Origin of the sequence: Rhizobium sp. Rhizsp42 (assembly GCF_047304155.1) — a bacterium.
Classification (GTDB): Bacteria; Pseudomonadota; Alphaproteobacteria; order Rhizobiales; family Rhizobiaceae; genus Rhizobium.
In genome coordinates this window covers 31,205-54,536 of record NZ_JBGLYS010000034.1, presented here as the reverse complement: position 1 = coordinate 54,536, position 23,332 = coordinate 31,205, and the positions used below count along the sequence as shown (strand labels likewise).

Sequence of the window (23,332 nt, the reverse complement as noted above, 5' to 3'; positions counted from 1 at the left end):
CTTTCAATGTGATTCCGAAATTCTCGGCAATCCATTGATATTATACATCTATTTTTAGCGTGTGCGGCGGCCTGGTTTCTGGCCGCCGCATTGCGTTTCAGACGGCGATGCGGCGCGCGGCCTTGTCGGACGCTTTGCGATCGTCGCCATATTGCTCGATAATTTGCTTGGCATCCTCGACCGAAATGCGGTGCTTCTTGGCAAGCGTGACCGCATCATAGGGTCCTTCGGACGCAGCCGTTCGTGTGGCTTGAGCCATCCTTTGTCTCCAATCCATTGTGTGGGTTATCGCGGAAGGCGGATCGCGGTTCGTCGCGATATCTGCTCCGTGGTCCAGACATATATGGGGATTGGGAAGACCGCGTTCCAGAGACGGTCTGTCGCAGCGAATTTGATTGACCTGTCATGGAACCCATCGAGTCCCGCAGGTGTTTCCCTGCCAAAGGAGACTTTGCATGGAAAAAAAGACTGGCATGAGAAAGAAGTCGAAGCCGCCCATCGTCGAAGTCGCCGTCACATCCGAGGAGGGGCGCGTGGCGGTGGGTATCATGAACGCGGAGCAGGCGCTTGAGCTTGCCGACAGCGTCGATGTCGAGGTGTCGCATCCCGATCACGAGGCGGGGAAGACAGATGTGTTTATCGCGGCGGACGAGCTTCGCGAGCATCCGGCTGTCGCCGCGTCGTCGACTGCGTCGATGAAGACCAGCGAGGCTGCGGGGGCGAAGAAAGGCAAGCCGGAAGGGCTTGAGACGGAGGCCGCGTTGCGGGAGCACCTGGCTGCTCTTGAGGCCGATGCCCCGGCCGAAGAGGGCCAGCAAGGACCGCCGGCCGATTATGTGCTCGAAGACGATCACGTGGCCGATGCAGACATGCTCGACGAGGAAGGATCGCTGCGGCGGCTGCAGGAGGAGGTCGACAATCTGCGCGCCCGGCTTCACGTCATCCGAGAGCAGGCGGGCACCGTCGTCAGCGCCAATGCCAAATGGGCGGATGCCAGCGCTCACGAGCAGCTCGGATCATACCCATGGGCGAAGCTTGCCGGCGCCATGGCGTTTACCTTCGTTGCGACCAGATTGCTGCGGCGATTGCCACTCGGTGCGGTCGCAAGTGCCGCCCTGCCTTTGGCGGCGGCAGAGATGCGGCGGCGTTACGATCGATAACGCCGATGTTTTGTGGTCCTGAGCGATGTGCCGATCAGGGGCGAAGCAGGGGAACGTGCGGAGCGGCTGTCTCCGGCATATGGCCGGAGAGGCGCGGATCGTCGATCACCTCGACCAGGAAGGCATAGGGTTTGAAGCCGGCCTTCTGGTAGAAGAAGATCGCCCACGGATGATCGAAATGGCAGGTGTGCAGCCAGAAGCGGTTGATCGGCCGCGCCCATGCGCGCGCCACCGCTTGGGTGATCAGAAGCTTGCCGGCGCCCTGGCCGATCGCATCGGGAACGAGGCCGCAGAACACGAGCTCGCATTCGCCCGGCTCGCGGAAATCGAGCTCAAGCAGGCCGATCCGGCGGCCTTCTTCCGACAGGATCGTGTAGATCTCGACATCGGGATCATGGATGATCGCTGCGAGCGCTTCGTCGCTGATGATCAGCCGCGAGAGCCAGAGCCAATTCTCGCCGACTTCGCGAAACAGCTGGCGATAGTCCTCAAGCGAAGGCGCCTGCCAACGTTCGAAACGCAAAGCACCTGGCGCAGGCACGCTGACGTCGGGCTTCTCGCGCATTTCGAGACACGTCACGACATTGGCGAGCTTGCCACGCGGCAGTTCGGAATAGCCCATCGGCAGCGGCGGATTGGTCTTCATTCAAGGCGTCCTTGCTCATCGTCGTCGGCGCCTGCAAGTGCTGGCGAAACGACCGATCTCGCATTGTCTCCGAGCCCTTGGCAACAGTATTTTCAACGACCACTTCCCTTCCTCAGGCTTTCGGCCTTACACTCTCTCTCATCTCCCGCTGGATGAATGCTCATGCTGTGCAACAGGACAGTATCGCTCACATCATTCGTCATCGCCGCCGCGGTCGCGGGCCAGGCGGCCCCGCTATTGGCGCAGGAGAAAGCGGCCAGGCGCACACCGCCGGGCGCCATGATCTCCGTCCGCGACGTCATCAAGCCCAACCCGCACGATGGCGCGCTTGCAGCACCTGTTCTGTCCGATACGTGGTGGATGCGGATGGGGGCGGGGCAACAGCGTGTCGTGCAGCCGACCGGGCGCGGCGGCGACGCAATTCAGGACGCCGGCCCGGTTGGTAAGCCGCAGTGATTTCGACGCTGCCTTCCCCGCAAAAATCCACCTAGGTGGCGCGCCGAGCCTGTCGTGCCGGCGTAACGTCGCGTTGTTTACCGTTGCGTACTTACGCCGACGGGACACTGCCTCTAGTCTCTCTCGATTACCCTTGCGGGGAGGCCTTCACGACGATGAACAGGCAGGGAGGGACAGGCGGAACGACCGGCAACGCGGCGCGGCGCGGCCTCGCGCGCCTGATGTTGAAGTTGCCCGCATTGCGCACGAGCCTGCAGGCTGCCGCATCGCGATCGCCTGATCTCTATGAGCTCTTCGAAGCCTATGAGATCGCCGCGGTCGCGCTCGAGACTTTTCGCAGGGCAGGTGACCAGGTGCGGACCAGCGAATATGAAGGGCTGTGTTCCGGCATCGAGGATGATGTAACTCAGCACATCCTACGCACGAATTCACATATCCGAAATTGAAGCGTACCTGTCACGAAATGTATCATTTATTTGGCTTGTTAGCGTTTCGTATTGCAACTTAATGTTAAGTGCGCGATAGTTTTCCTGTTCTGCTTTAGTGGTCAGTGCGTATCGGGGGGCAGCCCATGAGTGCTGAAGTACACGGTGAGAGGGCATGCGAGGTCAGCCTTGAAGAGGCCGAGGCGGAGCTGGAGCGGCTCCTTGCGGATGGCCGCTTCCGGGTGTCGGACCGGCAGCGCGACATATTGCGTTACCTCGCCGAGCGCCGGTTTGCAGGATGCACCGAGGGTGTGAAAGCCTATTCGATCGCGCTCGACGTGCTTGGGCGCTCCAGCAACTTCGATGCCTCCATCGACCCGATCGTCAGGATCGAGATCAGCCGTCTCAGAGCCGCGCTCGACGGTTATTATGCTGCGTTCGGCGCTGAACTGGGCGTCTCCGTCCATATTCCGAAAGGCAGCTATGTCGCGCTGTTTCCGCAGGCTGCCGTAGGCGGTCGTGCGCAGACAGCGCCAACGCAACTTGCCCATCATGCATACACAACGCTGGCCGATAGCGGGCCGGATGACGCCGCGGTGTCATTGCCACGTTTTGCGATATCGCGGCGCTGGATGCCGGTGGCCCTTTGCGTCGGGCTGCTTGCGCTTGCGGGCGTCGTGGGTTGGAAGGCGATCGATCGTCCCGTGGTTACGCTGAAGCCTGCCGTGACCATCCTGATGAGCGCGGCCTCGCCTGACATGGCGGGCGAGGCGAGTGTGGCCCGTGACACGCTACTGACCGCGCTCTCCGCCTTCGACACGATCGTGGTGACGAGGCCCGGCTCGCCGACGCAGCCGGCGCGGCGAGGCTACGAGGTCGATCTCAAATATTACGCCGACAGCGACGATCGCTCCGTCTGGTGGCAGGTCGTCGATACCGCGAGCGGCACATTGCTCAAATCGGGGCTGGAGCGGGTCGAGACCGAGGGCAAGGAGCCGGCGACCATAAGGCTCGAGATCTCCGGCGCGGTCGCGCGGCAGATCGCATCGTCGCGTGGCGTGATCAACGCGCTTGAGGCGAGGGAGGCTCCGGCGGATGCTCTAGGCAATGCCTGCGTTGCCAGGGCGGAATTCATGCTCGACGGCAGTGAAAGCGGCGGCGGCGTGGAGGGGCTTCGCGGATGCCTGGAGCGGACGCTTGCGGGTGATCCCGAGGATCCCGACACCAGCGCAATGCTGGCACGGCTCTATGCCCGCGATACCGCAACCATTCCGCAAGCCCTCGAGATGGCGAAGTCCGCGGTTTCCACCGCGCCCCTTTCCGATCGCGCGCAAGGGGCGCTGATGGCGGCGCGTTTCGCCAGCGGACGGCTGGATGCGGCGATCGATGCGGGAAACAGGGCGATGGCGCTCAATCCCAACAATTCGGCCAATGCCGCGTCGCTCAGCCTCGTGCTCTTTGCCGCCGGCTACTTCAAGGCGGCGAACGACCTCGCGCGGGAGGCTGTCGCAATGGAGGAGACGCCGCCGCGCGACGCCTCGCTGGTGCTGGCACTTGAAGCCTACAGGAACGCGCGGTGGTCGGAGGCGTCGCTTGCCGCCGAGCAGGCCGTCGGCAACGACATCCTGACGCGCGCCATTCGCGTGGCTGCGCTTGGCGAGCTCGGCGCGGAGAGCGCGGCGCAGCGTCTGGGGGAGGCTGCAACTGATCGGGCGGCATTTATTGCGGCTTTCCGGCAGGCGGCGAAAATGGCGCAGCTTCGGCCGGAGCTCGTCATAAGCCTGGAGACGGGACTGGGGAAGGCGGGCGCGAGCTCCGAGGCCGTCGCGAGCATTGCGGGGCAGTGATTTACGGGCGCATTTGCCGTTGCGTACTTGCGACGGCGAATGGGGGGACTGAAGGTTTGTTGCAGGTCCGGGGCAGCCGAAAGGCAGGGCCATGGGACGAATGAGGGGACGAGCATGAAACTGAGATTTCTGACCGGAGCGCTTCTTGCCGGCGCATCGATGCTGGCCTGCGCGCACATGGCCACCGCCGCCGAACGCGGTGCCGGCTTCTATCTGCTTGGTTCCAAGGGCCCGGCCGCAGGTATCCTCCCACCACCCGGCGTCTACCTTCAAAACGACATCTGGCTCTACAAGGGCGATCTCGGCGGCGGCACGCAGCTTCCGACCGGCGGCCGCGTCGCCGTCGGCGTCGAGGGCAAGGCGGCGCTCGCGGCACCGACCGTCATCTGGGTCGTTCCAGAGGAAGTGATGGGCGGGCGGCTCGGGCTCGGCGCGACGATCCCCGTCGGCTGGGAAGAGACGATCGCCGACCTTACGCTATCGGGGCCGGGCGGCGGCGTGCTGTCGGGCGCCACCAAGGACACGGTGTTTACCGTCGGTGATCCGCTCGTCAGCGGCACGCTCGGTTGGGATGCCGGCAATTTCCACTGGACCACGGGCGTTCTCGTCAACGTCCCGATCGGCGATTATCAGGATGGCGAGATCTCGAACATCGCGTTTCACCGCTGGGGTGCCGATGTCAGCGCTGCCGGAACATGGCTCGATCCGGAGATCGGCCTCGATCTCTCGGCGGCGATCGGCGTGACCTTCAACGGCGAAAACCCCGACACGAACTATCGCACCGGCACCGAGTTCCACTTCGAATGGGCAGCCGTGCAGCATTTCAACGAGCAGTTCGACGCGGGTCTGGTGGGCTACTATTACGACCAGCTGACGGGGGATAGCGGCGAGGGCGCCTTCGGTCCGTTCAAGGGACGGGTTGCTGCGATCGGTGCGACGATCGGCTGGAACTTCAAGGCCGGAGAGTTGCCGATCTCGGCGCGGATCAAATATTTCCACGAGTTCGCCGCCGAGAACCGCGCGGAAGGAGACTCGGTGTTTCTGACGATCTCGATGCCGCTGTCGATCACCAAGCCGGTCGCGGTGCAGTAGGCCGCGCGATTCATCCGGATCACTGGTCGAAGGCGAAGACCTTCTTCCAGTCGTTCGTCATGTCGACGACAAGCCAGTTGCGGCGTTCGGCCTCGTCCAGCGCCTTGTCGAGCTTGCCGAAGGCGGATTGGCGGTCATAGGCATATTCACGCGCGCCATCGGTGTGGTGCACGATGAGAGCGAAGCCGGGCGTCTTGGCCGTGACCCAGCGCAGCATCTCATAATCGCCATCGGAATTGCCGGCCACGAAGATCGGCTTGCGGCCTATGAACTTGTTGATCCCGGTGGGCTTGCCGGGGCCGTCATCGATGAAATCGATCTTCGGCAGGCGCTTCATCACCGGCACATCGTCGACAATGGCATACTGCGTGGCGATGGTGCTGCCGACGACCTGTTGCGGCGGGATGCCATAGAGCTTTTCCGTCACCGGCCGCATGAACTCGACGCCGCCGCCGGAGACGATGTAGGTCGTAAAGCCGTTGGCGCGCAGATAGTCCAGCAACTCGCGCATCGGCAGAAAGGTCATCTCGGTGTAGGGCCGGCCGGATTTCGGGTGTTTCGCGGTCGCGAACCAATCGGTGACGATCTTTTCGAACTCGTCCGTCGTCATGCCGGCATGCGTTGCCATGCCAAGCTCCACCATCCCCATCTCGCCGCCCCGGGCGATGCCCTTGACGTCGCCGTTCAGGATGCTGGCGAATGGTTCCTTGGTCTTCCATTCGGGATGCTCAGGCGCCAGCGTCTTCACCCGGTCGAGCATGAAGCCGAGCTGGATATAGAAGGGCTGTTCGGTCCACAGCGTGCCGTCATTGTCGAAGACGGCGATGCGATCATCCGGAGCAACGAAACCGGCGCCGCCCTCGGTCGTCGTGGCTTTGACGAAATCGATGATCCGTTGCCGGGCAGGGGTGTCGTTCCACGAGGCCAATGGTTCCTGCGCAAGCGCCACCGCCGGTGCGGCAAGCAGGGTCACGGCGAGCAGGCAGGCGCGGGCGGCGGCCAGCAATTGTCCCATCGCGGTCATCGCGCGTCTCCCTTGCTGCCAACCCGCTTGATGCAGCGGAAGCCGACATGGCTCGTTGAAGTGTCCTCCGGTTCGGCGTGCCGGGCGGCCGGGCGGTAGCGGCGGCAGTAATTCGGCGCGCAGAGATGCGAGCCGCCCTTCAGCACGCGACGCGGAATGCGGATATCGGGCAGGCGCGGATCGTAGCTCGCCTCCGCTTCACCCCCGCGCGGATTGCTCGGGATGCAGCAGGAATGTTTCGCGGGCTCCGGATGGCGCGTTGTCCAGTAGTCCGATGTCCATTCCCAGACATTGCCGATCATGTCGTACAGGCCGTAACCATTGGGCGGGAAGGAGCGAACCGCCGATGTCCGCTCCTCACCCTTTGGCTTGGTCGTCTGCGTCGGGAATATGCCCTGCCAGGTGTTCGCCATCGCCTTGCCATCGGGGGAGAGTTCGTCGCCCCAGGCATATTCGCTCTCCGATCCGCCGTGCGCGGCGAATTCCCATTCCGCTTCGGTGGCAAGCTCGAGGCCCGCCCAATCGGCATAGGCTTTCGCATCCGACCACGCCACGTGGACGACCGGATGGTCGAGTCTGCCGCGCAGATCGCTGATGCCGCCGAGCGGGCGCCGCCAGTTGGCGCCGAACTTGAAGCTCCACCATTGCGAGATGTCGGTACCACTCACCGTCTTCGGCTGCGTGAAGAGCAGGGAGCCGGCCCGCAGCATGTGCGGCAGCGCGCCAGGATAGTCGCGCGCGTCCGGCGCCTTCTCCGCCATGGTCACATGGCCGGTTGCCTTGACGAACTCCATGAACTTGCGGTTGGTGACGGGCGTTTCATCGATCCAGAACCCATCCACCGTCACCGGATGCGCCGGCGCTTCCTCGGGATAGTGGTTGTCCGAGCCCATGGTGAAGGTGCCGCCCTCGATCCAGACCATTCCCGCCGGTGCTGCGTCGATGTCGATGGTGTCGCTGAATGCAAGCGTCATGTTTCTGTCCTCAACGATGCTTCACGGTTTCGACGTCGGGAAGTACCCATTTCTTGGCGAAAAACTCTTCAGTCGGCCCGTAGGCCCGGAACATCAGCTCGAACTTTCGCTTCCCGTCCGTCGGGATCCAGTTTGCATCCTTGCCCCTTGGTGCCTTGGGGCCAAAGTAGAGATCGACAGAGCCGTCTTCATTCTTCTCAAGCTCGGCGATCTGCGATGAGCGGCTGGCCCGAGGCATGTTCTTGATAAGCGCATGGGTCTCGCGGTCGTAGGCGGTCACGGACCAGTATTGCTGCACGGGAACATTGGGTGGGACCCGCAGGCGATAGGACTTGCCGCCATCGAAGTCGCGGCCATCCTTGTCTCGGATCGAGATGGAGTAGAATTGTCCGGCGCCCAGTCGTTTGATGCCGATATAGGCGTAGTGATAGGCGACGCCACGGTCGTCAACGGGATAGGCGTCCGGCTCCTTGAAGTCCGATGCCGCCGCCTTTATCAGGCTCGGATAGGCCGGGTAGGTCCACCGGCTTTTGTCGGAAAAGAACGGCGGAAGGCCTGCGTCATATCTGGCCGCTAGAAAGGCGTGGGCTTCCTTCACAGCCCTGTCGAGCAGTGGCTCGGTGCGCGCGTCCTTGGCGAACGGCTTGCCCTTTTCGATGCCTATTGTCCGCAACTTGTCGATCATGATCTTGTCGCGCTCGATCCATGGCTCCTCCTGAACAACCCTGTCGAGATTATCGAACAAGCTCGCATCCCATTTGATCGTGCTATCGAACATGATGTCCTTCACGTCGGAGAAGCTGGTCTCGGGCGGGCTCTGAGCCGCCGACAACGGATAGACCTTCAGCCTCTTGCCGTAGGCGATGGAGGCATTCACATCGGCGTCGGAGTGGCTGGCGAGGTTGGAGCGAAACAGCATGTAGCCGCCATAGACCTCGGATTTCAGCGGCGTGAAGCCATCAGGCACCGATCCCGTGAAATCGGGAGGCAGGATAACGAACTTTGCGCCCTTGCCCTTGTCGACACCAAGCAGGCCTGCATCCTCCAAAGGAAGCTGCCATGCCGTCACGATGTTGCCGTTGAACGAGGCACGGCCATCGGCCGGGGGCAGATCGAGGACGACTGGTCCGTCCTTCGTGGTGAAAAAGACCATGAAGTAGAGCGCATCCGGATTGGGCGTCAGCGTCTGGTTCTTCCAATCCAGCGGGCGTCCCCAATAGATGACGCCGCCGACTTTCCCGGGTGTCTTAGTCAGCATTTCCTGGCGCATGAGGTCGTAGTTCACGGCCGGCATGCCCCAAATCACTGCCTCAACGGCGGCGCGTTCCAATTCTGCGTCGAAGATCTTGCGGGCACCATGTTCGGCCGCGGCAAGAGGGGTGGCAAGAAGGAGCGTCAAGGCAAGCGCCAGAAGTCTCATTGCATGGAACTCCACTCTTGTTGCTTGTGCACTAGAGGCCATCCACGCGTGCGCGCGTAAGTACGCAACAGTAAATAAGCGCGTAAATTTACGCTGGCGGGGCGCATGGAGACCGTGGCGCCGTCCCGCGCTCCGCGATCGAATGCTGTACCGGGCGCGATCGTGCCGCGCCCGGCAATTCGGCTTTCCGCTATTTCGCGCCTGGACCCTGGTCGATCGAGTTCATCAGCGCCGAAATCATCTGGTCGACGCTGAAGCTCGCAGGCCGCTGGCTCGGCGGGTATTCGCGGAACGTCTGGAGGAACGGAGCGACCTTGTAGACGCCATACTGCACGAGATAGGCGTTCTTCATCATCCAGTCGTAATATTGATCCGAGACGACATCGGCGCGCTCGTAGGGGTCCATTCTGAGGTTGAACACCTTCGGCACGCGCAGGCAGGTGAACGGATTGGCCCATACCACGAAGCCACCCGGCTGCCGCTGTTCGCAGAAGACGATCTTCCAATTGTCGTAGCGATAGGCGACGAGTTCGCCATCGTCGTTGAAGTAGAAGAACTCGTCACGCGCGGACTTCGGTTGCTCTCCCTTGAGATACGGAAGCTGGTTGAAGCCGTCGAGGTGAACCTTGAACTGGTTGCCGCTGATCGAGGTGCCTTTCGCAAGCTTCTCCTTGATGTCGCTTTCGCCGGCAGCCGCGACCAGGGTCGGGAACCAGTCGAGGCCCGACATCATCTCGTTCGACACTTCGCCGGCCTTGATCTTGCCCGGCCAGCGGATCATCGCGGGAACACGGAAGGCGCCTTCCCAGTTGGTGTCCTTCTCGCTGCGGAACGCGGTGGTTGCCGCATCCGGCCAGGAGAACTGGTTGGGGCCGTTGTCTGTCGTGTAGACGACGATCGTGTTGTCGGCGACCTTCAGGTCGTCGAGCGCCTGCAGCAGCTTGCCCACGTCGCCGTCATGCTCGACCATGCCATCGGCATATTCGTTGCCCGGCATGCCGCTCTGGCCCTTCATCGAGTCCCTGACATGCGTGAAGACATGCATGCGGGTCGTGTTCATCCAAGTGAAGAAGGGCTTGCCGGCCTTGACCTGCCGGTCCATGAAGTCGATGGCCGCAGACGTCGTCTCGTCGTCGATGGTTTCCATGCGCTTGGTGGTCAGCGCACCTGTATCCTCGATCTTGCCGTCGGCCGACGCGTTCAGGACGCCGCGCGGCGCATTGGACCGCACGAATTCCTCGTCACCCTTGGGATAATAGGGTCGTTCGGGCTCCTCTTCGGCGTTCAGGTGATAGAGGTTGCCGTAGAATTCGTCGAAACCGTGTTTCGTCGGCAGGAACTCGTCGCGGTCGCCGAGGTGGTTCTTGCCGAACTGGCCGGTGGCGTAGCCGAGCGGCTTGAGGGCCTGGGCGATGGTGATGTCACGCGGCTGCAGCCCGACGGTCGCGCCGGGGATGCCGACCTTGCAAAGGCCGGTGCGCAGGCAGACCTGCCCGGTGATGAAGGTCGAGCGTCCCGCGGTGCAGCTGTTCTCGGCGTAATAGTCCGTGAACATCATGCCTTCTTTGGCGATGCGGTCGATATTCGGCGTCTTGTAACCCACCAGGCCGAAGGAATAGGCGCTGATATTGGTCTGGCCGATGTCGTCGCCGAAGATGACGAGGATGTTGGGCTTGGACGTGTCCTGTGTCGCCGCAGATTCCGCTGCGGGAGCGGGGGCAGCCGGTGTGGCCTGCTGGGCTCTGGCCGGAGAGAGGAAGGTGGTCGACGTCAGCGCCATCGCGACCGCGACCGTTGCCGAAAACAGCTTCTTTGGAAGGGAGTTCGTCATGACGCGCTCCTCACCGATGGATCGTTCAACATTGCGGTCTCCCTTGTGCCAGGCGGCCGGTGCCGCCGGATCTTAATCGTCGTCAGCCGACGCGAGGGGAGCCTTTCGCTTTATGCGCACGCGCGTAAGTACGTAACGGTAAATGGCGGTGTAACCGGTGCGTAAACGGGGCGGCCTGTGTGTGGGGCCCGTAAAGAAGAGGGCCACGCGCCCGACCGCGCCGGCGGGGCAGGAGGGGTGCTGGATCAAGACCGTGCCGGTCGCGGCTGGTTCGCTTACATCCGGATCTACGGCCCGGACAAGCCGGCCTTTGACGGCAGCTGGAAGCACGGGGATTTCGAAGAGCTGAAATAGTGGAAGGCGTCGTCTACTTCTTCAAGCTCAAGCCGACGCCCTTGCAGGAGAAGCGGGTGTCCAAGGCCTTCGTGTAGTCGGTGTCGGGCCTCAGCAGCCTGAGCGCGACGAGTTGTTTGGCGAATTCGCCGTAACGCGCGGCGGTCATGCAGCCGATTCCCTTGTCGAGCGCGTCACCGCTGTCGACAATCCCGTATTGCTTGATCTTGTCGATCGCATAGTCGATCTGGCCATCCGTCATGTCGGGGTTGGCCTTCCTGATCAATGCGTTTGCCGCTGCATTGTCTCCGTAGAGATAGTTGTACCAACCCTCTATTGACGCATCGACGAACCGTTGGACAAGATCGGGATCGGTATCGATCAACTTGCGCTGGACGGTGATCATCGTCGCGTAGGGTGCGTAGCCGCTGTCGGCGAGCAGGAATATACGGGGCTCGATGCCCGTCTCCACTTCGACAGCATAGGGTTCCGATGTCACGAGGCCCTGCTGGGCGGCGTTTTCGTCGGCGAGGAAGGGGGCGGGGCTGAAGTTGTAGGGGCGGAACTGCTCGTCGCGGAAGCCTTTGAAATGTGCCTTCATCCATTCGAAATAGGTGCCGAAGCCGCCCTGCGTCATGAATATGGTCTTAAGGCCGGCGAGATCCTCGAAGCTGTCGATACCGCTGCCCGGATGGGCGAGGATGACCTGGGCGTTCTTCTGATAGATCGCCGCGACGTCGACCAGCGGGATCTCCTGTTCCTGGCCGACAAGCTGTTCCTGCTGGGTGCCGAGATAGACGTCCAGCCGGCCCGCGAGCAGCATGGCCCGGTTCTGCGCGCTTGGGCCACCCTGCACGATCTCGACGTCGAGGCCGTATTTCGCATAGGTGCCGTCGGCCACCGCCTGATAGAAGCCGCCATGATCGGCCTCGGCGAACCAATCGGTGCCGAAGCGAATCTTGTCGAGCGCCAGGGCTGGCGAGGTGGCGGACAAGGCGGAAATCGACAGCGGTATGGCCGTCGCAGCGATGCGGGACAGGATATTGAGGGGCATTGAAGCGTCAGGTGAACGACATTGTGATGTTGTCGACGTTTTCAGTTTATCTTCTTGAAATCAATGATTCTCTTTGCTTCGTCCAGATGTGGAGCCGGCGATTTCTCGCCGGAATACGTCCGGCATTACCGGAAGAGCGACAATATCCCTTGAGCGCTGCTATTGGCGATCTGCAGGGATTGCACGGCCAGTTGCTGCTGGGTCTGTTGCGCCGCTAACCGCGCCGAGGCTTCCTCCATATCGGTATCCACGAGGCGACCGACGCCCTTGTCGATGCTGTCGCCGAGACTGCTGGTGAAATCCGTTTGCATGTCGAGCCGCTTCTGGGCGGAGCCCAGAACGCTGCCGCCGACCACGACCCTTTTCAACATCGCGTCGACGCCCGAGAGATAGTTGGCGATATCCGCCGAGGCGTCGGTGATATCGACGTCGAGAATGTCGAAATCCGCAACCGGGCCGAGATTGTCGGTGACGTCTCCGAAGTTCATCGAGGAGCGCCTGCCCATCTGCGGGTATGCGGCACTATCAACCTCAAAAGAGATAACGCCTCCGGTTGCTGTGATGTCGATGCCTGTACCGGCTGCGGCCGCGCTTAGTATGCTGACAAAATCAGCCGCTGAATTGATCATGCCGTCGTTTGTGCCGAGCACGCTGTCGACGAGGTTTCGATCAACGACAACCCTCTTCGCGGGATCACCGTCAACGCCGACATCAAAGGAAAAGCTGACGTCTCGGTAAACGCGAAACGGTGCAGTGAAGTTGAATTGGGATTTCGCGTAGGTTCCGATCTGTTCCATGTGGGGAGCCGCAGTCAATCCGCCGGCATTTCCCGCAGGAAGCTGCTGCACATTTGAAACGGAAATGCTCGATGCATTGCTGCCGGACTGTTCTGTGGTGACGAAACTGACCATCGGTATCGCTGGAATTGACGAGTCGACGGCCCATTCGACCCAAGCGGAGGAGGCCAGGCCGGCGTCTGCAAGCGCTTGGTTGAGAACCAATGCGTACCGACGATAATCGGGAATAGCACCGTCCGAGGTTCCGAGTGCCGCATCAACTGTCGATTTGCTGACGGTTATCGAATTGTTCGGCCCACCGTCGATCGACAAGTCAAACGATATTGTGTCCGAGCCCGTCAATGTGATCGGTCCTGTTACCGCCCATCCCTGGCGCCCGTAATTAGACGCGCTGGAAAGCAATGCATTGCGCAAGCCGCCGATATCGCCAAGCGAGCGGATGTCCTTCTGCAGCGCGCCGCCGCCGCCGACATTGAAAAGGCTGACGTCGGCGAGATCGACCTGCGTCTGGCCGACGCTGACCGTGCCGTCGGCGCTTCGGATGAAGGACGAGGTGAGGTTGGCGGGCAGCGACGAAAGCTCGACCAGGTTTCGCGGATCGTCGGTGTTCAGCCAGTTCACGCCGTTGAAGCTTGCCGAAGTCGCGGTCGAAACGAATTGGGCTTTCATCTGTTCCAGCTCGTCCTGGATTTTCGATCGATCGACGCCGTCTTCCGTCGCGGCCACAAGCTTGGCCTTGAAGTCGGATAGGACCTCAATTGTGGTGGTCACGCCAGCGCTTGCGGTGTCGACTTTGGCCGCACCCAGCCCGAGCGCATCCGACACGGCCGAAACGGCCATGCGGTCGGAACGCATCGTCGTCGCGATCGACCAGTAGGCGGCGTTGTCGGACGCGGTCTCGACCCGCAATCCGCTGCTGACCTGGCTTTGTGTCTTGGAGAGATCGCTGCCGACGGTGCGCAGCGTCTGCAGTGCGTTCATGGCGGACGTGTTTGTAAGCAGGCTGGTCATGCTAAAAAGCCCTGGACACAGGCTAGCGGTCGGACGTCAGTATCGGTCCGGCGGATGAGCTAGCGATGATGAGGACATCTTTAACGGTTAACCACGAGGGTGCCCGCCATAATGGCGAGACCGTCACCCCGAACTGGCGAGCGAACCCGTCACTTCAAGGCTGCCCGGCGGAAACCAAAAAGGCTCCACGGCCCGAACACTTGCGCTCATGGTTCTGCACCAGACATGGTTAATGAATGGTTAACGCGGCTGATGCCTGCCTTGGCGGACAGTGTCAATTGCCATTATTTGCCAGACGCAGATGCTGCAAGAGGGCGGTGCCGACCATCTCGATTTCGGGCTCGAAGTCGGTGACCAGCCGGATCAGCTTTTGCTCGGTCTCATCAGGGTCGCGGATATCGTCGAGAACAAGCGAATTCATCCGCAGAAACCGCGAATAGAGCCGCGATGCGTCGGCGGACTTGGTCTCGAACCGGATGCGCTGCCAATCGCCGGCGGAGGCCGCCAATGTGACTGCCTCGATCAACCGAGCGCGAGCATCATGGTCGGAGATGGGCCCGACTTCGGCGTTGAGCTTCAGATAGCCGCTCGTCCCGTCATTGTTGGCGCGCACCTCCACCCAGGTGATGAACGGATAGCCTGCCCACCACTTCTCGCAGCCTGGAAACCGGCCCTTGGCGCCATCCACCGCATCGCGCCAGCGCGCCGGGAGAAAACTCACGAGATTGTCTGACTGCGATGAGTAGATGAAGTTGCGGTTGCCGATCCGCACGGCTTTGCCAGGCCGTGGTTCGGCGCCGAACACGCGCCGCACGGCTTCGGGAAAGCCCCAGCCGGGACTGCGCTCGGTGACGAGACCCAGCACCTTCCTGTGATCCCGATAAAACCGTCGCGCCAGCTTCTCCAAGTCGGAGTTGTCATTGCTCAAGTCGGCGTGTCCTCATGGGGCAGGGCTTCGTGGTGTTGATACTTGGGTGTCGGTTCCGAGTCAGTGTCGCCGCATAAAGGCGAATTGAGGATCGTTGAATTCGTTTGATTTTTTTCAGCAGCCAGTTAGCAAAAACGCGAACTGAGAACTCATAAGTGCGAATTGGCTATAGCGCCGTCACCATAAGCGCGGATTCACAAAAAATGTCCGTCTCAGGTCGAGTCTGACGCTCTCAAAACAGGATGCGTGATTTCGACTCGACGTGCAAGAGTTCTGCTCCGGCTAACATCCATCCACGAGATTAGGTTGCGCCGGCGAAGGGTGACGCAGATCCTTGTGATAGCAACGATAGTTGGAGACTGCGATGGACCGCGAGCGGATCGAGCCGATACTAGCATCAATGACCGAGAGTTTGGAGAGGGGCGCATTCCCCGAGCTCAGCTTTCAGATCGACTTTTACGGAGCCTTAATTCGGGCCAATGGCTGTGACGATGCAGTCGTACGACTGATTGAGATATGCGATCAAGCACAGGTCGGGTTTGATTTCGAAAAAGAGCACGGTCAGTGGTCACTGATGAAGCATGACCACCCCGCAACCGTCGAGCTAAGAAAACATGGCTTCTATAAGGACCTATCGTCTGAAGCCGCTTGATTCATTTTTCAGCTTTGCTTCGTGAGCAGCGATTGCCCGGTAGACCGCAGCCTCGTCCAGCAGTTCGAGTGAAAGTCCTTTTCCGACGAGGAAGATACGCAATGGAATCGTTGAGCGGCGCCCCTTAAAGACGCCAATGGCAAAGTAGCCGCTCGGCAATACAAGACCGGTTACCCAATCCACGTATTCTTCTTCGTCCTTGAGGTAAAACTCCTCCTCAATTTGGATGAAGTCGCTGGTCAGCGGAACGTTCAGCGTCAACGTCAGGCGTCCGTCGTCGTTGACTTCGATGAAGACCGTGTCCTCGAAAACTCGGCTATTAATCTGGATATGCATTGGGTTCTCCGTTTCCGGCCTGATACCCTGATTTTCATAACCTCCAGTTATCAGGATCGAGCGCATTTTATCCGCGCGGTTGTAAATGAACGCATGCCTGATCACGGGCATGCGTTCATAGCTTCCTATGGCATCTTGTAGCGGAAGTAGGCCGCCAGTTGCCCGAGCTGAATCGTAGCCCTTTCCACCTCGCTCTCATCGCGGATAACCGCCTTGGCGACCACTTCGCCGTCCCGGCTCTTCCATTTGAAGGACGTAAGCAATTCCCGGAAGACCTGCGAATTCGCCACGTACACCGACCAGATACGGCGCGAAGTGGGTGCGAACGTCGCCTTCAAGACTAGCCCCTTATCTTCGAAGAGAACTCTAAACGAGAACATCCTCGATGACGTGTAGATATAGGTGGCTCCATCACCTGGCAATTCAGGGATTATGAACGACGGGCAGTTGGCGGCGCCGTTGCGGATCAGAGCGCGCCAGAGATCCATGGCTTCGTCCTTGGGGCGATAGAGTGGACCGATCCTTGCCTCCAGTTCTTTCCGCTCAGCGAAGTATGGCCTTATGGAGTCGTGCTTGAAGGCCAAGGGAAGATCCATCTTCTTCAGCGCCCAGATCGCCTCTATTGCGATCATCCCTCTGCCCATCATGTATCTGACAGGATTCACATAGCGCTGGTGAAAGGCCATCGCGGACTTGCGATCGAGTAGTCCCCGTTTTGTCCCGAACTTTTTCACGAAGCCTTGCCGAACGAGTTCCCGGGTTCCAATTGCGTCGGCGCCTGTTATTCCATGAAACTCGCAACCGAGCATCGCTCCAGCGGGAACTTGGGTTCTGCCAACCGGGGACGGTTTGCCGCCGCGTCCTAACTTCTCAGGTCGCGTTAGCACGACCTTGTCGAGGCGTCTGTTTGCCCCTGCGAATGCGGGAAGCTTCCCTGAGACGACGTCCGCCAGAACGCGACTTTCTCCGAGGGCATGATGGCGGCCATAAGTTCGCACGCCCACCGTTCGGACTGCGCGAGGCTCAGGCGGCAGGGATCCGATCACCTGCAGCATCTGATCCAACTCCGTCTTGATGACATACAGAGCTGACGTCTTGGCCGTCTTTTTAAAAACAGAGACGGAGCGTCCGTCCACTGACAGACAGCGCGCCATGTTCTTGGCTGCGGGTTCGCTGCACCCCAGCAGTTTCGCAGCCTCTCGCAGGGGCACGGCCTCCGCGGCCACTCTCCTGACTTCGTCTGCAATGTGCTTCGGGATGCCGATTTTCGCATCTTGTTCCGACATCTCGGGCCATACCTTTCGTAGGAGCGCGTCCACTCCATAGCGGGTGAGGGCGGTCTGATCCTTCAGGGCGCCGAGATGAAGCGGTACATCGACGCCAGGCTTTGTGCGAAGAGATGGAACGAGCACACCGTGGCGCGCGGCGCCGGCAAGTTTTGCGGCGCGGATCCTATCCTTCAAAATACCGTCTGGAAGTGGCATCTGGCGAAAGTATCCGAACTTGTCGAGGTTGACGTGCCGAAGAGATTCGATGGTGTGATTTGCCACGAGCCAGTCACTGATTGCTTGTTCCAGATGCTCAGCGTCCCGCTTGAGTGCGCCGAACCCCTTCGCCCATCCGGTTGATGGCATTCGTGAGGCCTTGGACTCGGTTCGCGGATTCGACAGAAAGCGTCCAATCTCATGAACCGCTTTCATGACAAGATCCAAAGGCTGGTCATCCAGAAGCGGGCAGGGCGCGGCGGGCTCGACTGCTCCGAGCCGACGCAGGAGATATTCCTCGTAGCTGTCACGTCCCTTTCGCGACAAAGCTGGCGGGTCTGTGTCGGCGGACACAGGGACTCCGTGAAAGGTCCAACGCGTGTAGTCCTGATCGCGAGGCTTGATAGGCCGCGTAAGCGGAATATCGTGAACGGGGCAAATCTCGAATCCTTGGAGATCCCACCAGACACGGTGATATGGAGTTTCCCTGACACATTGCTCGCACTTACGGTCCAGCTGAGCAAAGCGTCTCGCGGTGATCTCGTGGCCGCACAAGATCCAAGATTGGTTCTCGTGAATGCGCATGGGGGTCCATCGGATGAGGCTTGCCTTCTGTTGTTGGGTGATCGGTAGGCGAAGCAGTTCCTCCAGAATTCGCTCGTTGGGGTTGGGGCCGGACAAAAGTCCGGCCTGATCTGCGAAAATTCTTGGTGAGCAGTCCTCGCTGTCTGCGACAAGCGTCGAAAAGTAGGTCGTGCCTGACTCCCCGAAGCTCGGCCGTACACGCCAGCGTGAAAAGATCCGATCTGCGCGGAAGCGATTATGCAGCATGGCGGAGATACCCGAAGTAGGAGTAGCTGTCGCCAGCATCGACACGGGTCGAAACGGCTTCCCTCAGGTGCTCGATGGTCACCGATGCCGCTCTTTTGTTGAGCGCGATATACGCTGCAGGCTCGATGATGTTCATCACGCGGCCGATCATGCCCCCGGAGTACCGATAGAACTGTTCGGCGATATATGTCTGGTCAAGGCCGGAGAGATTGGCGAAGGGCAGGCGGCGGTCGATGGATCCGAGAAGCTTCGCAAACCGCTCCATGTCGGACTGCCCGGCCGAAAGCGGCTTCAGGACCTTCCAATTGTACTGGCGGTTGGCGAAAGGCCTGATTGAGAAAACATAATCATTGATGCGCTCCTCGCCGACAAGCATAACTGCGAGGCAGTCGTAGTCGATGATCGCCTTCACGAGCTTGAACATGTTCGCTGCAGTTTTGTCTGTTCGATCGAAGAACAGATACTGCGCGTCATCGATGATCAGCAGCTGCGTCTGTACCTTGAGAAGCCTGAGCAAGGCACTGTCGACGTACACGCCGCTGCCGCCGGACTTCTTCTCGTAGCGAGCGGCAGTCAGGCGATTGAGCTGATGAGCGAATTCGACAGGCGTCATCTTCACCGTGGCCGTCATGTGGACGACCGGAAAAATCTCGCCCTCTTCATCGTAGTGCGGTGGATGCATGGCCGCATAGTAGCTGCACACGGCTGTCTTGCCAGTGCGGCTCTCGCCGAGCATTGCCCCAACCGTTCCGGCTCCCGGCATGCCGCCTTCGACCGGAAAATGGTTCCCTGCGATGATGTCATAGCCGTCCTTGAAGACACGATACTTCACCAGGAGGTTCTTGATCATCCACTGCCTGGTCGTGACGGGCAGCTTGCTGGCGGCGACCCTCTCCTCGTCGCTTTCAAAGGCATCCGTGTGGAAGTGCGGAACCGCGACAGGAAGAGAAGGCGTCCGTGCAGCCTGCTCGGCGGCGTACTGTTCAAGTGTCTTGAATTTCTCTTGGAAGTTCATGGGTCTACTCCTTACTAAAGATCCCAATCAGCCAGGTCGTCTGGCAGGCCGTCGTCAAATTTGTCGAAGGCTGGCTTGGGGATGTGCTCCCCGGCGATTGTTCGGGGCACCGTGGCTTTCGGCTCTGCGACGGGTGTCTCCCGGGCGGTGGGCATGACTGCCACGGCTCTGACGTTCACGCGCTCGGGCACCTCGATCGAGGGCATGGCGGCAAGGTTCAGACGACCTTCCGAATACTCGACGCGGCCCATCTCGGTGATCCTGCTGCGCTCCTCTTTCTGGAGATTGGTATTGTAGAACCGGGCCATGAGCTGCGCCGTATTGTACTTTTTGCGGTTCGCGTGGACCTCGGTCAGCTTGGCCTCGAGTTCGACCTGAGCCTCGACCAGCGTGAGCTTGCGATCCGCCTCCTTCGCCTGATCGCGGAGATGCTTCATGATGATCCTATGCGCCCAGAGCTTCATGCCGCGGGCGTAACCGAGATCGGCGTCGCGAGCAGGTACATCGATCCAGTGTTCAGCCTGGACGTAGGGGTTCTTGACCCTCAGCATTCCCAGATCCGACGGGTCGCGACGCGCCTGGTATTTCCGGCCTGCGTAGTGCTCCGGGTTGGTTGTCAGGACGAGCAGTTCGGCGCAGCTGTAGACGATGTAGTCCAGGCGGACGCCGACGTCGGAAATGGTGACCTCGTTGATGTCCCCAGCGAGTCGGATCAGGACATCCGGATCGATGATCGGGGCGTCTGGAGCATTGGCAATCTCGTCCTCCCACCGCTCGGCCGGAACGCCTTTCAAGGTCGCGAGCGGACCGAGTCCGGCCGTTGGCTTGAAGTGGTGGATGCTCGCGAAATAGAAATTCAGGAAGCCATAGAGTTCCTGAATGCTCAGCACCGGCTTGGCGCGCTCCTTCTCCTCGTCGAATTCGTCCCGGCGCTCATGAGTGGATTCGGTCGATCCCGGAAGACGATGAATCCTGCGGCCGAGGATCGCGAAGAGATGCTCCAAAGCACCCTTTTCCCACGGACGCCCCGGCCGATAGGCCTTCAGCCGGAAGCCAAGTTCACGCGCGGCTCCCCGGATGTTCATGCCCTGCAAATGCTTGGCATTGTCCGCGCCGAGTTCGACGGGCACGCCGTGCCAGGGCCACGGCACCCCCGTACTCAGGGGATCCTTCTCGAAAATCATGTGCTTGAGGCCCTCGAGAAATGTGTAGTAGCTCGGGGCTCCGAAGGAGATCGCGAAGCCGATCACGATTCCACTGAACCTATCGCGAAAGAGCACGATATCCGGGCGCCCAAAAGCAATCGGATACTCGCTGTCGAACACGACGATATCGAGGGTGGAGTGATCCACATCGACCACCGCCAGTGGCGCATCCGGACGGATCTGGGTCAGGTACCGCTGATGGATTCGTTCCGCGTAATCCGGCCCTTCAAGGAGGAAGTCCCTGACGTAGTGATTGAGCTTCCCCAAGGTGCGTTGCATCTTGCGGTCTTCAATCTTGAAGTTCCCGTCCTCATCGACGATCTGCTCGCGCAGATGATAATTGATGCCATTTGGTTTGATCGTACGGATCAGGATGGCGCGGACGCTCTTCCAGTCGCCGTTCAAGCTGACGGCTTCCTCCGCGGCAGCGCGGATCGCGGCGGCCACCGCACGCCCGTATCGGAACGTGCGGTTACCCTTGTTCTCGTGATGGTCGACGAAGTCGAGCAGGCGGTCGAACTGGTTGCCTTTGCGCCCGATCTTGAGGAACTTGTACCAACTCGTACGCTTAGGCGGTTCATCGTCGCCGATACGCTTGGCGACCTCATTCACGACCCTTTGCTTCTGCTCGTCGGTCAGCGACTTGACCTTGAGGATTTGTCGTTCCTCTTCCAGGGCATCTGCATAGGCGAGGCGCTTTTCCGCGCGCTCACGCGCCTCGCCTTCCACGGCAAACGAGGAGCCGGGCCGATCGCGCGGGCCGTCGTCCGGCCCCATGACGGGCCGGATGCGTCCATGTTTGACCAGCTCCGAGATCTGCTGGTTCGACAGCAGGATCATGTCGTTGGTATCGTTGTGCACGAACTTCGACAGCGCGACGGAATCCCTCGCTGCCTGCTGGGCGCCCCTGTACGTGAAGATGCCATATTTTGTCCGGCGAGGATTCAGCAGGATGTAGTTCTCTGAATTCCGCATGTTCCACTTCTGCGTCGTCGTACCGTCGCGGTGAACGGGAAGCTCGAGTTCGTGGTAGGTCCCGATCTTGCGCCAATTGAATTCGTCAGCCATTCGCCTTCTCCTTCCGGGTGACCAGGGTGTCGGACGAAAAGCGGCTGTCGAGATCCACTTCCAGCTCTCCGGCCATTGCCAACTGCATGACAGCGCTGAAAACCGGATTGCACTCAGACACGTGCTTTACGGCAGTGGTCGGTTCGTCGCTCCAGCGTCCAAGAATGGCATTCGACGGCATGGTCCGCATGAGATCGCCCACGGTGCAGCCGAGCTTGTGGTCGCGCAGAATCTGCCTGAGCGTTTCCATTCCGGTCGGTTCATGCGATAGCCGCTTGTGCCTCCACATGAGCCTGAGGTTCTGGAAGAGCGGGCGCAGGTGGATCGTCGTTTCGTCGAGGAGCATGTATTTTGCCCCAAGGCTCGCGTAGTGTCGCTGCAGCGAAGGCTTCCGGTTCTGGATGCCTCGCATCGTTTGCTGCACGGCACGCGGCATCACGTCGATGACGAAGACGGCGCCATCCGCGTCGAGCACGCAGAGATCCGGAATGTGCTCCTTCACGAGGATCGTGCCATCAAGCTTGTGATAGCGGTACTGGATCTTCACCGCAAACTCGTGGATCCGCTTGATCTTCGGATCAGTATCGAGGTGGATCAGAAGATCGGCGACCAACGGCTCGCGGGCTCTGATTTCACCCTTCGGGTTCTTCTTGCTTGGGAACCAGCTAGGCAACGTCCTGTAGTGCGTGCCGGGCTTGATCTCAATCAGCGGTGTGTTGTCTTTGCAGAAAACGCTGCGCCAGTAGGCCTCGTTGGCCAGCTGCTGTTCGAAGGTCGCATCCGGCAGCGGAGGGAGCGTCGGGGCGACTTGCTTGTGGTTTTTCATTGTTCCAATCCTTTGTTTGTATTCTTCATGGATTTCGATGCGGCCGCCCGCTGGTCGTCGGCGGTCTTCCGTTCTGCGATTTTCCTGAATTCGACCTCGAACCATCGCTCGAGGTCGGCGATGGTCATCGTCGTCGACAGGCGCCGGGGTATTCGGACGGTCTTTCGCTTGTGCATGGCAAAGTCTCTCCTGCTCGCGCCCGGAGCCTTTCCGCAGCGCGTTGTTGTTGAGTTCTCGATGTCGGATTGCGCCTCGTGCTTCAGAGGCGCCGAAGCGTCAGAAAATGATGACGCGCTGGGCTATGCCGTACTTCCAATTTTCGGCAGGCGTGCTGCCCTCGATCAGAGGTGGGCGGTGGGCAGGTAGTGATGCGAGCAGCTCCCGAATGGATCTGCCAAAGCTCTCCGACACAAAGGGATTGCCCACATTCGCTCGTGACGGCGGTGAGTGATCATGCGATTTCTCTGACTTGGACATGGCTTCTCCGTTCCCGCTGCCGAAGGTCTTCCGGGCAGCGTGGTTGTGATGACTTCGTTGTGTTTATGCTTGTCCCCCGATCATCCCGGCGAACGGCTTTTAGACAAACACAGTTCCTCGAAAAAGCAATAGGGGGGAGATCTCAGCTGGCCGCTCTAGCCCTTTGATTTAGCTAGATTTTGCTGCATTCGACACTGATGTCGGACGACAGGACTCCGGATGCAATCCTGTCCGAAACCGAGCCAGGAAAGTATCCGGAAGTGCCGTCAAGAATATCGAATGCTTCGGAAAGAAACGCGTGCATCGCCACGTCGACGCCAAAAGCGAGGGCTGAAGGATTCGCCTCTGAAGGACTGAGTCCTGCGAAAACTGCGAGCGCGCTCCTCCGGCCACTGCCGCGAGAGTGCTGAGTGCCGCCTTAGTGAGCGGCCGAACGTATT

At 60.3% G+C, this 23,332-nt stretch carries 21 protein-coding genes and 1 pseudogene; 7 read left to right on the top strand and 15 right to left on the bottom strand.

Features of this window, described 5'->3' with window-relative positions; translation table 11 throughout:
- Positions 1 to 97 precede the first annotated feature (97 nt).
- The gene (locus ACCD05_RS25395) at positions 98 to 259 is read right to left on the bottom strand and encodes a hypothetical protein (RefSeq protein WP_018897213.1); all 162 of its coding nucleotides are present in this window, start codon (positions 257 to 259) and stop codon (positions 98 to 100) included.
- A 196-nt stretch (positions 260 to 455) separates the two neighbouring features.
- Between ACCD05_RS25395 and ACCD05_RS25390 the strand changes: the two genes are divergently transcribed.
- Positions 456 to 1,160, top strand: coding sequence for a hypothetical protein (locus ACCD05_RS25390; RefSeq protein ID WP_413396189.1), 705 nt, complete (start codon positions 456 to 458; stop codon positions 1,158 to 1,160).
- A 34-nt stretch (positions 1,161 to 1,194) separates the two neighbouring features.
- Here ACCD05_RS25390 and ACCD05_RS25385 read toward each other — a convergent pair whose 3' ends face one another.
- Complete coding sequence (locus ACCD05_RS25385) at positions 1,195 to 1,806, bottom strand: GNAT family N-acetyltransferase (RefSeq protein ID WP_413396187.1); 612 nt, start codon at positions 1,804 to 1,806, stop codon at positions 1,195 to 1,197.
- 162 nt (positions 1,807 to 1,968) lie between these two features.
- Between ACCD05_RS25385 and ACCD05_RS25380 the strand changes: the two genes are divergently transcribed.
- The 4 genes from ACCD05_RS25380 to ACCD05_RS25365 all read left to right on the top strand — a co-directional run bounded on the left by ACCD05_RS25380 (position 1,969) and on the right by ACCD05_RS25365 (position 5,626).
- Entirely contained in the window at positions 1,969 to 2,262 is a 294-nt protein-coding gene (locus tag ACCD05_RS25380; protein WP_413396185.1) for a hypothetical protein, read from the top strand.
- 155 nt (positions 2,263 to 2,417) lie between these two features.
- The gene (locus ACCD05_RS25375; protein ID WP_413396183.1) at positions 2,418 to 2,708 is read left to right on the top strand and encodes a hypothetical protein; all 291 of its coding nucleotides are present in this window, start codon (positions 2,418 to 2,420) and stop codon (positions 2,706 to 2,708) included.
- Between the two features lie 125 nt (positions 2,709 to 2,833).
- On the top strand, positions 2,834 to 4,534 hold the full coding sequence (locus ACCD05_RS25370; protein ID WP_413396181.1) for a hypothetical protein: 1,701 nt from the start codon (positions 2,834 to 2,836) through the stop codon (positions 4,532 to 4,534).
- A gap of 114 nt (positions 4,535 to 4,648) precedes the next feature.
- The gene (locus ACCD05_RS25365) at positions 4,649 to 5,626 is read left to right on the top strand and encodes a transporter (protein ID WP_413396179.1); all 978 of its coding nucleotides are present in this window, start codon (positions 4,649 to 4,651) and stop codon (positions 5,624 to 5,626) included.
- 19 nt (positions 5,627 to 5,645) lie between these two features.
- Here the strand turns inward: ACCD05_RS25365 and ACCD05_RS25360 are convergent, their stop codons facing one another.
- The 7 genes from ACCD05_RS25360 to ACCD05_RS25330 form a co-directional block, all read right to left on the bottom strand.
- Entirely contained in the window at positions 5,646 to 6,650 is a 1,005-nt protein-coding gene (locus ACCD05_RS25360) for an HAD family hydrolase (protein WP_413396177.1), read from the bottom strand.
- Positions 6,647 to 7,624, bottom strand: a complete 978-nt coding sequence (locus ACCD05_RS25355; protein WP_413396175.1) for a formylglycine-generating enzyme family protein — start codon at positions 7,622 to 7,624, stop codon at positions 6,647 to 6,649. The genes ACCD05_RS25360 and ACCD05_RS25355 overlap by 4 nt, the downstream gene beginning before the upstream one ends.
- Before the next feature lie 10 nt (positions 7,625 to 7,634).
- Complete coding sequence (locus ACCD05_RS25350; protein WP_413396173.1) at positions 7,635 to 9,044, bottom strand: DUF1214 domain-containing protein; 1,410 nt, start codon at positions 9,042 to 9,044, stop codon at positions 7,635 to 7,637.
- A gap of 190 nt (positions 9,045 to 9,234) precedes the next feature.
- Positions 9,235 to 10,875 carry an arylsulfatase gene (locus ACCD05_RS25345; RefSeq protein WP_413396171.1) on the bottom strand — a complete coding sequence of 547 codons (1,641 nt, stop codon included), beginning with the start codon at positions 10,873 to 10,875 and terminating at the stop codon, positions 9,235 to 9,237.
- Between the two features lie 367 nt (positions 10,876 to 11,242).
- Positions 11,243 to 12,262: an ABC transporter substrate-binding protein gene (locus tag ACCD05_RS25340; RefSeq protein WP_413396169.1), complete on the bottom strand. Its 1,020-nt coding sequence runs from the start codon at positions 12,260 to 12,262 to the stop codon at positions 11,243 to 11,245.
- A 125-nt stretch (positions 12,263 to 12,387) separates the two neighbouring features.
- A complete protein-coding gene (locus tag ACCD05_RS25335) occupies positions 12,388 to 14,070 on the bottom strand; it encodes a flagellin (protein ID WP_413396167.1) in 1,683 nt (560 codons plus the stop codon).
- A gap of 274 nt (positions 14,071 to 14,344) precedes the next feature.
- On the bottom strand, positions 14,345 to 14,977 hold the full coding sequence (locus ACCD05_RS25330; protein ID WP_413396165.1) for a hypothetical protein: 633 nt from the start codon (positions 14,975 to 14,977) through the stop codon (positions 14,345 to 14,347).
- 385 nt (positions 14,978 to 15,362) lie between these two features.
- Between ACCD05_RS25330 and ACCD05_RS25325 the strand changes: the two genes are divergently transcribed.
- The gene (locus ACCD05_RS25325) at positions 15,363 to 15,650 is read left to right on the top strand and encodes a hypothetical protein (protein WP_413396163.1); all 288 of its coding nucleotides are present in this window, start codon (positions 15,363 to 15,365) and stop codon (positions 15,648 to 15,650) included.
- On the opposite strand, the gene ACCD05_RS25320 is transcribed toward ACCD05_RS25325, so the two are convergent.
- The 6 genes and pseudogenes from ACCD05_RS25320 to ACCD05_RS25295 form a co-directional block, all read right to left on the bottom strand.
- Positions 15,630 to 16,097: a hypothetical protein gene (locus ACCD05_RS25320; RefSeq protein WP_413396161.1), complete on the bottom strand. Its 468-nt coding sequence runs from the start codon at positions 16,095 to 16,097 to the stop codon at positions 15,630 to 15,632. The genes ACCD05_RS25325 and ACCD05_RS25320 overlap by 21 nt on opposite strands.
- A gap of 14 nt (positions 16,098 to 16,111) precedes the next feature.
- On the bottom strand, positions 16,112 to 17,824 hold the full coding sequence (locus ACCD05_RS25315) for a hypothetical protein (protein WP_413396196.1): 1,713 nt from the start codon (positions 17,822 to 17,824) through the stop codon (positions 16,112 to 16,114).
- A gap of 72 nt (positions 17,825 to 17,896) precedes the next feature.
- Positions 17,897 to 18,301: pseudogene (locus ACCD05_RS25310) on the bottom strand (TniQ family protein); the annotation flags it as partial.
- Complete coding sequence (locus ACCD05_RS25305; RefSeq protein WP_413396159.1) at positions 18,291 to 19,316, bottom strand: AAA family ATPase; 1,026 nt, start codon at positions 19,314 to 19,316, stop codon at positions 18,291 to 18,293. The pseudogene ACCD05_RS25310 and the gene ACCD05_RS25305, both read right to left, overlap by 11 nt.
- Before the next feature lie 14 nt (positions 19,317 to 19,330).
- Entirely contained in the window at positions 19,331 to 21,589 is a 2,259-nt protein-coding gene (locus ACCD05_RS25300) for a hypothetical protein (RefSeq protein ID WP_413396157.1), read from the bottom strand.
- Positions 21,582 to 22,415, bottom strand: coding sequence for a hypothetical protein (locus tag ACCD05_RS25295; RefSeq protein WP_413396155.1), 834 nt, complete (start codon positions 22,413 to 22,415; stop codon positions 21,582 to 21,584). The genes ACCD05_RS25300 and ACCD05_RS25295 overlap by 8 nt, the downstream gene beginning before the upstream one ends.
- Here ACCD05_RS25295 and ACCD05_RS25290 point away from each other — a divergent pair.
- A complete protein-coding gene (locus tag ACCD05_RS25290; protein ID WP_413396153.1) occupies positions 22,398 to 22,781 on the top strand; it encodes a hypothetical protein in 384 nt (127 codons plus the stop codon). The genes ACCD05_RS25295 and ACCD05_RS25290 overlap by 18 nt on opposite strands.
- Positions 22,782 to 23,332 lie beyond the last annotated feature (551 nt).

Coding starts and splice junctions, on each gene's coding strand:
- ACCD05_RS25395 (WP_018897213.1), bottom strand. CDS start 259: ATGGCTCAAGCCACACGAACGGCTGCGTCCGAAGGACCCTATGATGCG.
- ACCD05_RS25390 (WP_413396189.1), top strand. CDS start 456: ATGGAAAAAAAGACTGGCATGAGAAAGAAGTCGAAGCCGCCCATCGTC.
- ACCD05_RS25385 (WP_413396187.1), bottom strand. CDS start 1,806: ATGAAGACCAATCCGCCGCTGCCGATGGGCTATTCCGAACTGCCGCGT.
- ACCD05_RS25380 (WP_413396185.1), top strand. CDS start 1,969: ATGCTGTGCAACAGGACAGTATCGCTCACATCATTCGTCATCGCCGCC.
- ACCD05_RS25375 (WP_413396183.1), top strand. CDS start 2,418: ATGAACAGGCAGGGAGGGACAGGCGGAACGACCGGCAACGCGGCGCGG.
- ACCD05_RS25370 (WP_413396181.1), top strand. CDS start 2,834: ATGAGTGCTGAAGTACACGGTGAGAGGGCATGCGAGGTCAGCCTTGAA.
- ACCD05_RS25365 (WP_413396179.1), top strand. CDS start 4,649: ATGAAACTGAGATTTCTGACCGGAGCGCTTCTTGCCGGCGCATCGATG.
- ACCD05_RS25360 (WP_413396177.1), bottom strand. CDS start 6,650: ATGACCGCGATGGGACAATTGCTGGCCGCCGCCCGCGCCTGCCTGCTC.
- ACCD05_RS25355 (WP_413396175.1), bottom strand. CDS start 7,624: ATGACGCTTGCATTCAGCGACACCATCGACATCGACGCAGCACCGGCG.
- ACCD05_RS25350 (WP_413396173.1), bottom strand. CDS start 9,044: ATGAGACTTCTGGCGCTTGCCTTGACGCTCCTTCTTGCCACCCCTCTT.
- ACCD05_RS25345 (WP_413396171.1), bottom strand. CDS start 10,875: ATGACGAACTCCCTTCCAAAGAAGCTGTTTTCGGCAACGGTCGCGGTC.
- ACCD05_RS25340 (WP_413396169.1), bottom strand. CDS start 12,262: ATGCCCCTCAATATCCTGTCCCGCATCGCTGCGACGGCCATACCGCTG.
- ACCD05_RS25335 (WP_413396167.1), bottom strand. CDS start 14,070: ATGACCAGCCTGCTTACAAACACGTCCGCCATGAACGCACTGCAGACG.
- ACCD05_RS25325 (WP_413396163.1), top strand. CDS start 15,363: ATGGACCGCGAGCGGATCGAGCCGATACTAGCATCAATGACCGAGAGT.
- ACCD05_RS25320 (WP_413396161.1), bottom strand. CDS start 16,097: ATGCCCGTGATCAGGCATGCGTTCATTTACAACCGCGCGGATAAAATG.
- ACCD05_RS25305 (WP_413396159.1), bottom strand. CDS start 19,316: ATGAACTTCCAAGAGAAATTCAAGACACTTGAACAGTACGCCGCCGAG.
- ACCD05_RS25300 (WP_413396157.1), bottom strand. CDS start 21,589: ATGGCTGACGAATTCAATTGGCGCAAGATCGGGACCTACCACGAACTC.
- ACCD05_RS25295 (WP_413396155.1), bottom strand. CDS start 22,415: ATGAAAAACCACAAGCAAGTCGCCCCGACGCTCCCTCCGCTGCCGGAT.